This is a genomic window from Novipirellula methanifontis (assembly GCF_052161655.1).
Taxonomy (GTDB): Bacteria; Planctomycetota; Planctomycetia; order Pirellulales; family Pirellulaceae; genus Novipirellula.
In genome coordinates, this window is record NZ_CP197418.1 from 2,642,764 (window position 1) to 2,655,034 (window position 12,271).

7 protein-coding genes are annotated in these 12,271 nt (G+C 55.1%); all 7 read right to left on the minus strand.

Annotated elements, in window-relative coordinates:
* Positions 1-12: 12 nt before the first annotated feature.
* Positions 13-1,044: a hypothetical protein gene (locus SH528x_RS09250; RefSeq protein WP_442510239.1), complete on the minus strand. Its 1,032-nt coding sequence runs from the start codon at positions 1,042-1,044 to the stop codon at positions 13-15.
* Positions 1,041-3,521, minus strand: coding sequence for a glutamine amidotransferase (locus SH528x_RS09255; protein ID WP_442510240.1), 2,481 nt, complete (start codon positions 3,519-3,521; stop codon positions 1,041-1,043). Before SH528x_RS09255 ends, SH528x_RS09250 begins: the two co-directional genes overlap by 4 nt.
* A complete protein-coding gene (locus SH528x_RS09260; protein WP_442510241.1) occupies positions 3,518-7,168 on the minus strand; it encodes a DUF4175 family protein in 3,651 nt (1,216 codons plus the stop codon). Before SH528x_RS09260 ends, SH528x_RS09255 begins: the two co-directional genes overlap by 4 nt.
* Positions 7,169-7,180: 12 nt before the next feature.
* The gene (locus SH528x_RS09265) at positions 7,181-9,304 is read right to left on the minus strand and encodes a BatA domain-containing protein (RefSeq protein WP_442510242.1); all 2,124 of its coding nucleotides are present in this window, start codon (positions 9,302-9,304) and stop codon (positions 7,181-7,183) included.
* Positions 9,301-10,263, minus strand: a complete 963-nt coding sequence (locus SH528x_RS09270) for a DUF58 domain-containing protein (protein WP_442510243.1) — start codon at positions 10,261-10,263, stop codon at positions 9,301-9,303. Before SH528x_RS09270 ends, SH528x_RS09265 begins: the two co-directional genes overlap by 4 nt.
* The gene (locus SH528x_RS09275; RefSeq protein WP_442510244.1) at positions 10,263-11,276 is read right to left on the minus strand and encodes an AAA family ATPase; all 1,014 of its coding nucleotides are present in this window, start codon (positions 11,274-11,276) and stop codon (positions 10,263-10,265) included. Before SH528x_RS09275 ends, SH528x_RS09270 begins: the two co-directional genes overlap by 1 nt.
* 68 nt (positions 11,277-11,344) lie before the next feature.
* Entirely contained in the window at positions 11,345-12,187 is an 843-nt protein-coding gene (locus SH528x_RS09280; protein ID WP_442510245.1) for a DUF4159 domain-containing protein, read from the minus strand.
* Positions 12,188-12,271 lie beyond the last annotated feature (84 nt).

A 12,271-nucleotide genomic window follows, 5' to 3' on the forward strand; every position in this document is an offset into this window, starting at 1 on the left:
CGCATTGTCGTGTCACGGTGACAACTTCGTTGCTTCTTCCGAAGTGTTTTGCCTCGCTTCGGCCGTTTGGTAAATCTTGGCGAGTCGCAACATCAGTGATTCAAGTTGCTCGTAGTACGCGTTCTCAGCCATCGTCCCTTTTTGTAATTGCAGCGTCTCGATTTCGCCCTCGAGCGCGTCGCGACGTTGTATTTCGTCTGGCAACAGCGGTGCTTGGTTCGCCCCAGCGAATAACGTTATCTTTGCAGCACGCCGACCATCGAACTGCCCGTCCGGTTTCGCGGCAAAGGACGGATTCTTTCGTCGAAACGCTTTAAACGCAGTCCCCAGTCCGTCACCGTTGTCGTCGATCAACGCATGCTCGCTGCTAATCCTGGCCTCCGTGTCATAGAACAATTTCACCGTCGCATTGGCTTTTAGAAACGCCTCTTGAACTGAAACCTCTTCGTCGTGATCCAGATCCGCATCGAGGGAACCGATCGCTTCAGCAAAGTAGCGGCCAAAACGAGCATAATTTTGTTCGCTTCCGCTTTGCGTCGCCGTAACAATCACACGTCCTGGGGCTGACAGCGCGTTAATAAACGGTCCACTTGCCGAAGCACCGTTGACAATCACCAGCGGACGATCGAGCGGCTTGATCCACGCGGCCAACTCGGTGGCCGAAACATCAGGCCCTCGCAAATTAAACTTGGCCACATTCTGTGCAAACGTGCCATGGCCGATCAAGACAATCCAAAGCGGAGTCGATGTTGCACGATCTGCTTCGGCAATCCAGGACTTTAGCAGATCACGATCCGAAGTCCCGGGCGATGTCGAATCACCGATCCGATGCAGTTTCACGGAAGTCGACTCGACATGCCTTTTCCACTGGTCCGCGGTCTCGGCAAACTCGGCCGCGTATTCATCGGTGCCACCGGCCCCAACGACCAGCACCAGATCAGCCGCAGGCGCATCTTCCGCGACGTCCTCCGCCAAAACGCAATTTGCGCAGACGCTCGACCCAGTCAGCGTGATTCCCAATACGACGGTAAACCATCGACTCATGACAAACCTTTCCATCGACGTAGTCCCCATTCACCACACAAGCACATGATCGCGGCGACCAGCACCCAAACGTTGTGCCAGAGAGGATAGACCCAAGTCTCAGTGACAGGGATTTTCAAATTTGGCAATTCGGCGGCAAAGTTATCCAACGCATCATCGGCAACCACTTTGCCACCGCTTTGTTTCGCAATCGTTTCCAACAAGGTTCGGTTCAAACGAAGCTGGCGAAACTCCGCCGCATCCGGCTGAGCGACCCACCCCGTGTCCGCTTCGCCAACAAAATGACCATCCGCTGATTTCGCCGCCACATGCACTCGGTAAGCGTTGGAATCATTCGTCCAGAAAGCGGCCCTGTACACGCCGGAGGCATCGTCGTCCGGCGTGGCTTGGATTTGGATCACGCCATTTCGATCACCCTCACGAGTTCTTTTTTCAATCGGTGTGATCGTTAACTCGATCGCGGCGTTGTCGATCGGCAAGTAAGCTTCGTCGCGGACATGCACGACAATTCGTGCTGGTTCATTGGGATCGACATTCGGCTCGACTCGGGCTTCGACTTGACGCGGCACTTCACCAACGAGCCAATGTGCCATTTGCCGCCACGCTTGGGCCGCATCATCCCCATCGTTGCTTTTCGAACGGGGATCACGGCGCATCGACCATCTCCATAAATCACCAATGGGCATCGCCGCAGTACGCCCTTTGCCAAATCGCTGGGCGACGATCGCAGGCAACGCATCGCCAGCGAGATCCTGGACGGTGGCCAGGGTGAGTGCCCCAGGTTTGACATCGCCGACGGCGTTGACCGAAGTGAACGGCGGCATTTGAGCAAAACGATCAGATTCAGCCGATTCGTTTTCTCGCAGCCGCGCCCAAGGCTCAAGCATTCCTTCGCGAGTTAACTTCATTCGGTAAGCCCCGGCAACACTAGCGTCGCCGGACCGCGGACCATAAACCGGAGCAAGTTCTCCGAGCGGGCTGTCGGCAAACGATTTTCCGGCAAACGATTCTTGGCCTCCTAACATCAACAATCCGCCGCCTCGGCTGCTAACGAATTGTCGCATCAGCAGCATCTGGTCCTGCGTGAAATATTCGGATTCAATGTCATCAAGAATGATAGCGTGATAGGCAAATAGCTCTTCGCGTGTCTCGGGAAACCCGTCGCTCAATTCTTCGGATTCTTTGACACCCAAACGAATCATGACGGGTTCATCATACTGCTGGACCAATTCGTCTTCCGCGCTGTCGACACCATCGAACAAGCGGTTGGTATTAGCAGAATTTGAACCCGTGACTCCCTGATCGCGAAAACTAAACTTGGGTTCTTTGTTGGCGATCCGCAGCAAACCCACCAATTGAATCTCGGCATCAGTTGCCAGTGATCGTCGCAAAAACTTGAACTCCCAATTCGGGCGTCCGGCAACATACAAAATTCGGTAAGGCCCCGATTTGCGATCGATCGCAATCATTCGCTGGTTATTAACGAGCGTCGCTTCGGCGGTTTTGATTTTGCCTGTCCCATTTGATCCGCTCTTCGAGTCACTCTCCGGTTCGAACGCCTTGCGATCTCGTTCCTCAAACACACTGGTTCGGTAAAAACGCAACCCGGGTTCATCAGGTCGAAAGCGAAACGTGACCTCATTGTCGGTTTCGGATATCGACGTCGTGATCGTTTGTTCTTCGACGAGTTTTCCGTGATCGAGATCGCGAAGTTGGACGACGAGTTTTCGTTTCGGGGGATTCGCATCGACTTTGACTCGGATCGTCACAGGAGCCGATTCAAAATCCGTTTGGCTGACGCTGACATCTGCGATTCGAACGTCGTTGATCGTTTCATCCGAGCGCGACAGCACCGGATAGACGGGGAATCCCAACGTGGACCAGTCGAAATTTGCGTCGGGCGGATCAGTCAAATTGCCGTCGCTGAACAGCACCACGCCCGCAACGGGACGAGCCGAGAATCGCTCGCCGAGTGACCGCAAACTGGTCGACAGCGATGACACCGTGCCTTCGTTTGACAGAGTCGGAGCCGCCAATTCGAGTGCCGCGATCCGCGAATCAAACGAATAACCTCGCACATCAAAATCTTGTTCTAAACGAATCCGCCAATCAGTATCGGGTGCGATTCGCTTTGAAACGACGTCCGCCCGGGTTTCGTTGGCCCCCTCGGGTTTCACCTGCATGCTCTTGCTGTTGTCGACGAGGATCGGCAACACATTCGCTTTGGGCCGCGGTCGTGTGCCGCTGCGCATCGGCTGCAACAAACAGATGGCGATCAAGGCAATGGCGGCAATTTTCAGTGCCGCAGCCAACCACCGCACCGCTCCCATCGTTTGCTGCGATGCGTAGTTCCAAATCGTCAAACCCGCCAAGACTGCCGCCGCGATCGAAACGGGAATCACCCAGTCGGGTGCACCCCAAATCAAATTTTCGTGTAGCGAAAGCGTCGCATCCGCGGTCAAAGTCGAGAAGATCATTTGCCACGCCCGCTTCCGAGGTTTTCGTAATACTGGCGTACTGCCTCGCTGAATTGGCTCGGGACCGGATCACGATCGACCGGAACTTGGGCATTTTTCTCCGCAGATCGTCGCATGTATTCCTCTTGGACATCTCGTTGCAATTCACGTAGTGGGTCGGCAATCATCTCTTCGATCAAATTCCATTGCGGTGCCTTGGAATGACGCAGCAGCTCGGTTCTGACTTGGCGTGCACGATCACGAATTTGGGAAGCACGCGAGCGCAGTTCGGGGTCCTCGACCATTTCTTCGACGTCGCGAAGTGAATCGGACCATTCACGAAATCCGTCTCCGGCGATCGGCGATCCACTGGGACTCTGTGCTGCTGCACGACTTCGACTGGGGTTTGAACCCCGAATTCCCTCACCGCCTTCCGCCTGACCTTCCTGCTGACCGGGGCTCTCACTCTCGCTCGCGTTCTCGCCAGGACGCATTGACTGTCCCGGGGATTCCCCCTGCCCTTGGCCCTCTCCCTCGGTTTGTCCTTGCCCGTCGCTTTGCTCACTACTTTGTTCGCTGCTCGATTCGCCGCTCTGCTCGCCGCGGCCTTCCGTTGCCTGCTGTCCCTTTTCTCCCTGCGGTTCACCCTGTCCCTGTCCGGGCGCCCCGTCTTGCCCCTGCTGGCCTTCTCCTTTCTCCCCCTCTCCCAACTCCCCTTCTCCCTTTCTTTCTTCTCCTCTTTCCTTACCAATCTCTTGGTCCAAATCACGAGCGAGTTGCTCCAGTGTGCTGGCGGCGCGTTTCAGCCCTTCCGTTTCGTCACCAAGGATCGAACTGGCAGCTTGTTCGAGTTCCTCTCGCAACGATTTGACCCCTTCGGCAGCAGCCGCCTCGGATTGACGAGCCTCTTCCTTAAAGCCGGCTTTGACCAGTTCGGAAGTCTCTTCTAGACGGCGATCCACTTCACGCCGCTGTAGATTGCGAAACGAGTCGTATAGCTCTTTCGCCAACAGCGGCTCAACGGACTCGGCTTGCTCGACGGTTTCCTGAATTCTGTTTTCTAGCTGCGACAGATCCCGACGTTGCTCTTCGAGTTGCTTTTCCAGCTGCTGCTGTTGTTCGTTGCGACGCAGCCCTGGCGAAGGATTATCAGCCTCTTCGCTGAGAGCTTCCGAGAGTGTTTGTTGCTTCTGGTCGAGTGCTTGTGCGTCAGCTCGCATTTCACGCATGGCGTCACTGAATTGCCCCGAGGTGCGTTGACGAAATTCGTCTTCTAATTCTTCGAGATCACGTTCCGCACGTTTTCCAGCCGCCAGTGCCGACGAGGCATCCTCTTGCTCCAGTGCTTCGCTGGCGCGACGTTGGTTCTCGCGAGTCTCCTCAAGCTGCTCGCGTTGCTCCAGCATCGATTCTTGGTTCTCAGGACTCTGCATCCGTTCGGCCAATTCGTCGGTTTCACGCAACAAGTTTTGCTGCTGTTCTCGCAGTCGTTTGATCTGTCGGCGAATCTCCTCTTTTTCTTTCTCGGACTCGGCCAATTCGAGCGCGGACTGCAATTGAGCTAGCTGCTTGTTGATGTCTTCTTGACGTTGGGCAAGCTCCCGCAGGCGGCTCAGCACTTGTCGCTCTTCGCGTTGCTGCGCCGCCTCTGGCGAATTGGCTTCTGCCTGCTGCTCGGTTTCGTAGCGATTCTCATCCTGATCGAGTTCGAGTTCGTTTAATTGCTGTTGACGCTTCGACGCCGAGCTACTGGAACTACTCTGGCTCTGTTGCTGAGCCCGAGTGACTTGAAACTCTCTCGCTCGCAGTTTCAACAAGCCTGCATAACTCGCTTGTTCGGATGCCAACGCTTCGTCAAGCGTGTCAGTCGTGTTGGATTGTTGCGATTTCTCGAGTTCACTTGCTGCAGACTGCATATGAACGCGAACGCCCTCGACGATCAATTTTGATTGGGGATCGCTAAGTTCCGCCGCGAGTTCGTCGAGCATTTCGATTGCGTTTTGTTGCCCCTGGAGCATCTCTTTGACATTCTTGGCAAATTCGGACGACACCTCCGCGCCAACTTCATCACGCATAACACGCCAAGTCGCAGTGATGATTTGCTTTTGCAGCTCGGCAAGCTCTTCGGCGGCTTGTTCATTTTCGCTCGGCGGAGCTTGGCCGCTTGGTGGCGGTTCCCCTTCGCGAAAAATCTCTTCAAAGGGACGCACCTCGGCAAAGTACATGTCGCTTTGCGTTCGCCGCACTTGTCCGCCAGGCCCAATGTCTTCGGCCCAGAAATAATACGCAAACAATTGATCCGGTTCCGCGTCGAGTGCTTCAAACTCAACCATGTGCGAAAACCCCTGTTTCCGATTCGCAGCGTCCTTTTCCTGAAACGCGATCTCCGTCGCCTTGCCCTCAAAGTTATAAGAAAGCCCGACACGATGGAGCCCAAAGTCGTCCGCGATGTCTGCGGCAAGCGACAACTCTTCAAGCGGCGAAACGCTCACATCCCCCCCTTGAGTCAGCTTGATGCTGGGCGATTGGTTGGGCAGCACTTTCGCGACTAACTCGGCTGGATACTTGTTCTGGCGTCCCTGTTCGTCGATCAATTCCAACGTGTAACGTTTCGATTCCTCCATCCGCAACTGGACCATCATCCCGTCACCTGTCGTGCGGTCCATGGGCTGCAGCGGCGTTCGCGTTCCGTCTTTTTCCACGAGCGTCGCCGACGCGACCGGCTTGTTCAGATGGCAGTGCCAGGTGAGCATCGTCCCCTGGACGGCCGATACACGCACGGTGTCTTCGATCCGTTTGTGATCCATGCCTGTGTACTCGGGAAAGTCCAGCAACGCATCGCTTCGCACCAACTTTGGAAACTCAAAGACGCCGATCGAGTACGTTTGGCTCGACCAATCTCGCGTCAGAATCTGGTACTCAAAGGCATCGTCGACGGAGGACAAAAACGCGGCCACGATCGGGTCCTGCAAATTTTGCTTCATCGTCAATCGCTGTTCACTGCCATCGCGATTGATCACACGCAGCTCTGCTTCGCTCGGGGCGACCGATTCAAAGCGAGCGGTGACCACCAAGCTCGTGCCTCGTTCGATTTCCGCGTTACCCGGATCGACAATCGTATTACTCTGGTTCTGTCGCGGTATGCTCGCGCCAACTTGCGAAGGGTCCGCCGACGTCACAAACAACATTCCCAGTACCGCCGCCATCACCAACGTGGCACTCATTCCCGACATGCGGCTGAGCCACAATTGGCTTTGTGGCACCGTTTCGATCCAGCGATTGCGTTGCGAATGGTCGCAGGCTTCACGAATCACACGTTGCTGTAAATAGCTGTCTGATTTTTGCTCGCGAGTGGTTAGTGAAACCGCAGTAAGTAGACGCTGCTGCAGACTCGGGAACTTGGATTCGATCTTGCTGGCGATCGAGTGAGGATCCGAAAAGCTTCGCCGCGTCACCGCCCAGGCGATCAGCATCGCCAACGACGCTACACCCAGCAGGACGATCGCGGTTTCCGAGCCCATGATCTGGCCTGCTCGTGCCGCAGGCAACAAGCTCCACGCCAGTCCCGCAAACACGATCGCGATCAACGCCAGCAGCCACCCCAAGCGTCGTTCTTGAAATCGAGACGTCACTTGATGAAGTCGTTTTCGTAGTGTCTTTTCCATCATCGTGAACCACTTTTATTGGCGTATTCGGACCAGCAAAGTTTCAGTGACCAACAACCCCATCGCGGCAGCCATCAACCACTGCCACAGCTTTTGGTTGCTCTCGAGCTCAACGTCTTTCGATTGTCGCTCGGACTCTTTTCGAGCGACGTTCGACTGTGACTTCCCCAATAGGACTCCGAACTTTTCGAGCGACGTCGCGTCCATCGGCTCCACCCGGCTTTCCGAATCCACAAGGTTGACTGCAATCGTTTGTGTCTTGCCATCTTGATTCATCCGAAAGACACCCGGACTATTCAAACGATTGTCGGAATCCAACGTTGTCAATTCAGACTCATCGTCTTCGGGTGCTGCTATTGGAGTTGGATTCCCGAATGCTTCGTCCAACCGATCGCCTACGCGGTAGCGATTGCCATCCGCCCGAGCACGTCGACCACGATCGAAGATGCTAAACATCAAAGGGATGAATTTAGTCGACAGCGATAACTGACTAGCCTGGGGTTGCCATCCCGCAGCCAGCACAATCAGATGCCCATTCCCGAAGGAATGTTCGATCAGCGCAGGATCACCGTTATCAAATTTAGCCAATACCTTGGTTGCCTCGGGCAACCCGCTGATTTGGCGATGGGACCAGAATCGAGCTTTGGTGAAATCGTTGAATTGCGGATCCGCCATCGGCAGAAACACAGGATGTTCGAAATCAATGTGAGAAAGCATCGCGTAGTCGTCCAGTTTCGCTTCGGCAACTTCGATTGCCGGTGCTTCTTCGTCACTTTTTTCAAACAGAGCGGCCAGCGTCGATGACCAGTTTGCATCGGGTTCGGAGAGCACGAGCAACACCGTCCCACCGGCATTCGCATAACGCCCGATCCGTCCCGCCATCGCATCGTCGACCGGTTGCGTCACCACCACCATCGGCGTGGTCTCTGGACTGCTAGGTTGAACTGCACCGCCCGGAATCAAATTCGTATCGGTGGTGATTGACACCGTCCGCTGCGGTGTATCAAAGGGAACCTGTTTCAAGTAATACAGCAAACGGTCTCGCGGATCTTGTTTATTTCCCTCATCACCAACGAAGACGATATTGGCGGTTTCGGGTTGGGGCAGAACGAGATATGCAGCATTGTCATAGGGTTCTTCGTCGCCGCTGAGAAGTAACGAGGTCACGTCGGCGTTGGGAAGGGGCAGTGAGACGGTGCGTGATTCCCCCGGCGGAACGTGTACCGGCATCGCGTCGATGGTTTTGTTTTCAGAGGTCATCCAGGCCAGACGAAAGTCGCTTGCGTTTGTCCCCACCGCATTGGAGACGCGGACACGGCGTTTTTCAGTTCGAGATCCGCCGCGTTTGGATGTCGCACCACTCGGATCGCCCTCGGCATCAGCATCCTCACCAGACGACTGCAATATCCGAGCCCAGGCGTTGCCCGCGTTCTTGCCACGAACCGCACGCACGTCCAACTTGACGTTCTCAGGCCAAGTAAAACGCTGCAGACTGTCAATTTCGCTTCCGGATTGCATGTCACTAATCAAGATCAAATTTGCATCACGTTGATCGCCTTCCTGATCCGCCTCGCTGGCTGCGGCAATGTCGGCAGCGTAAACGAGTGCTCGCCCCAAATCGGAATCTTGCCACGAGGGGGCGAGATCCTGAAGCGATAACCGAGCAGCCGAAAAACGCTGGTCGGCGGCCAATTCGTAGGACTGCTCGAACGGGAACAGCGTCTTGGGTTCATGATCAAAGGCGACGATTGCAAGCTGATCGTTTTTGCCAAGTTCGCCGATCATGCGATCGACTTGCCCGATCGCTTGCTCCCAAACTCCAACTCGTTTCATGCTGGCACTGGTATCAAGCAACAGCACAAAACGCTGCCCGCTCGCGTCGGAATCGGTAACCGCTTCGCTGCGAAAAAAGGGACGCGCAAACGCCGCGGCAAGCAACAAAATCGCCAGCGAGCGAATCAGCAACAGCAACCAATTGTCCAATCGGCTGCGACGCGTCAGCCGCGGGGGCGTCGGTTTCAGGAACATCAACGAGCTAAACGCGATGTTCCCTTTGGGTTGACGGCGGATCAGATGGAACAGGATCGGCAGCCCGATCGCCAACGCTCCGGCGAAATACAGAGGGGCCAACAAACTCATGTAGTGCCTCCGCTGCGAGCGGACCGAGCCAGCATCCCGGCGCGAGCGGCACCACGGGACCGCCGCTGTTGTGAATTCAGTAGATGGAACAACGAATCATGAAGCGGTTCGCTGGTCACGATTTCATGCAGACTGACTCCCAACGAACTGCACACGATCTGCAGTTGTTTTCGGTGTTCGAAAAACTGTTCTTGGTATTGGGCTGCGGCGACCTCGGGATCCAAATAGATTTCGCGTCCGGTTTCCATGTCCAGCACCATGCTGGGCGATTCCAGATGGAAATCGATTTCTGCCGGATCCAAGGTCCGCAAGATCACGACCTCATGCCCCCGCGATCTTAGATAGGCCAGATTGGTCCGCAGCGATTCGGTGGGGGTCAACAAGTCCGAGATCATGATTACCAAGCCGCGTCGCCCGACAAGATTGGCAATCTGTTTCAGCGGTGAATCAATATCGGTTCCTTTGCCGCTTAGCGGGCGTGAAAGCGCCACCAACATTTGATGTAGATGACCGACTCGGCGTCGAGCGGGAATGAACTCGCCAATCGCCTCGTCAAACGTCAGCACCCCGACACAATCCCGTTGCAGCGATAGAAAATAGGCGAACGTCGCTGCTAAGGTTCTGGCGTATTCGATCTTGCTGTACTCGATCGATCCGTAGCCCATCGAACGGCTCTGATCGACCACTAGATAACAATTGCGATTCGTTTCGTCTTCGAACTTTTTGATATACAAGCGATCGCTGCGAGCAAATCGTTTCCAATCCAATCCACGCAAATCGTCCCCAACGGTGTAAGGACGATACTCACTGAATTCCACCGATGATCCATGCATCGGGCTTCGGTGCAGCCCATCGAAAAATCCTTCGACGACCGTCTTTGCCCGCAGCTGCAAATTCTTGATTCGCATGATCGCCGACGGATCAATCGAGGCAATATCGCCGCGAGAAGGCTGGACCATCACGACATCTCCGTGGGCACAGCTTGCAACAATTGGTCGATCACATTTTCGATCGTGACGCCTTCGGCTTCCGCTTTGTAGCTGAGCAAGACACGATGACGCAGAGTAGGATGGGCAAGGGCTCGGATGTCATCCATTCGCACGTGGGCATTGCCCGAAAGCAGCGCTCGCGCCTTGGCACCGAGCACCAGGGTTTGTGCCGCTCGCAGCCCAGCGCCCCAGCTGACCCATTGATTGATGAAATCGGGAGTTTGGTCGCGATCGGGACGTGTGGATGCGGCCAAGCGAACGGCATATGCCCCCACTTCCTCGGCAATTGGCACGCGGCGAACGGTTTCATGAAACCGCAAAATGTCTTCGCCTGTAAACAAGGGCTCGATCGGTTCCGCACGCCGCGAGGTCGTTTGCATGACCACCGCCAACTCATCCTTGGGTGGCAGATAATCAATCAGCACGTTGAACATGAAACGGTCCAGCTGAGCTTCAGGTAGCGGATACGTTCCTTCCATTTCGATCGGGTTTTGTGTCGCCAGCACAAAAAAGGGTTCCTCTAGCGGATAGCGACGCCCTGCGGCGGTGACTTGATGCTCCTGCATCGCTTCGAGTAGTGCAGCCTGCGTTTTGGGCGGCGTCCGGTTTATTTCATCCGCCAAAACGACATTGGCAAATATCGGGCCTTTGACAAACGTCATCTGACGATGCCCGCCTCCAGAGTCTTCCAAAATTTCGGTGCCGGTGATGTCCGCCGGCATCAGATCCGGAGTGAACTGAATGCGTTGAAATTTCAAGTGAAAGATTTGAGCAACGCTGCGGACCAGCAGCGTCTTGGCCAACCCCGGTGCTCCGGTGATCAAACAGTGTCCACCCGCAAACAGGCTGACCAGCAATTGTTCGATTACATCGTGTTGACCGATGATGGTCTTGGAAAGCTCGGCGTAGATTCGCTCGCGGCCTTCGCGAATTTGCTCGACCGTGCGTGCTTCTTCTTCCACTGACAATGCTTCAGTGCTCATGCTGCTTTCCTTGGATTAATTTAGATCTCTGCAATTCCTGCCGAACTGTTTCTTAGTCGCTCATCTACTTAGTGAGTCATCGCGTAGGTCACGATATTGATGCCCATGGGGTAGGCTTTCTTGACGGAAAACTCTTCAAAGTACCATTGGTTCTCGCCTTCGCGTTCCCAGCCGTCACCGAGATCGGTGTTGTGACAAATGAAGACCATGATCCGTCCTTCGTCGTCGTTGATCGCACGGTAATGAGGCGTACTCGTATCGCTTCCGTCGGAAGCCCATTCATACGACCCGATCTCGCCCGCCATGCCTCGGCGTGCGGCATTGATCGCGGGCACTTGCGGCTTCTCTTTCAGGTCGTAGACGTTGTGAAAGATCTCGTGCGCAAGCGGAACTTCCACCGGATCACGATCGGGAAAGACTCGCTTCAATTCACGACGCATGTTTTCGTATTGCGAATCACCCCAGAAATCATCGACCATCAAAAAACCGCCGTTCAAACAGTACCGGCGGAGTGCAGCGACTTCGGCTTGGCTGAAAACCAAACTGCCAGGTTCGATGATGTAGATGAACGGATAGTCAAACAATTGATCATCGGTCAATTCCAGGACAATCGGTTCAGGATTGACCTTCAGCGAGGTCAGTTGTTGCAAGCGGAGAGAAAAGTTCAGGTCGCTGTCGCGATAATCGGTTGCCCAACCCCCGCCGCCTCCGCGACCGCCGTACGAGTCGTATTTGATCCGCACAAAGGTAAACAAATCGCCAGGGAAATTGGGATCGACTTCCCAATCGGGGACGCCATTGCGTTCGGTGTGAGGGCCCGACATACGCCACCGCCATCCACGTTGGGCAACCGCCGCCCCGGCAACGAAGACGAACAGAACGCCAATCAGTAAGGAACGTCGCGTGATCATTTTTTCTCTCCGCCCTTTCTGATTCGATGTAAGCAGGTCGTTCGGTATTCACCGGTGAAACGTCGATCATTCAGTGAGCCGACG

Coding starts and splice junctions, on each gene's coding strand:
- SH528x_RS09250 (WP_442510239.1), bottom strand. CDS start 1,044: ATGAGTCGATGGTTTACCGTCGTATTGGGAATCACGCTGACTGGGTCG.
- SH528x_RS09255 (WP_442510240.1), bottom strand. CDS start 3,521: ATGATCTTCTCGACTTTGACCGCGGATGCGACGCTTTCGCTACACGAA.
- SH528x_RS09260 (WP_442510241.1), bottom strand. CDS start 7,168: ATGATGGAAAAGACACTACGAAAACGACTTCATCAAGTGACGTCTCGA.
- SH528x_RS09265 (WP_442510242.1), bottom strand. CDS start 9,304: ATGAGTTTGTTGGCCCCTCTGTATTTCGCCGGAGCGTTGGCGATCGGG.
- SH528x_RS09270 (WP_442510243.1), bottom strand. CDS start 10,263: ATGGTCCAGCCTTCTCGCGGCGATATTGCCTCGATTGATCCGTCGGCG.
- SH528x_RS09275 (WP_442510244.1), bottom strand. CDS start 11,276: ATGAGCACTGAAGCATTGTCAGTGGAAGAAGAAGCACGCACGGTCGAG.
- SH528x_RS09280 (WP_442510245.1), bottom strand. CDS start 12,187: ATGATCACGCGACGTTCCTTACTGATTGGCGTTCTGTTCGTCTTCGTT.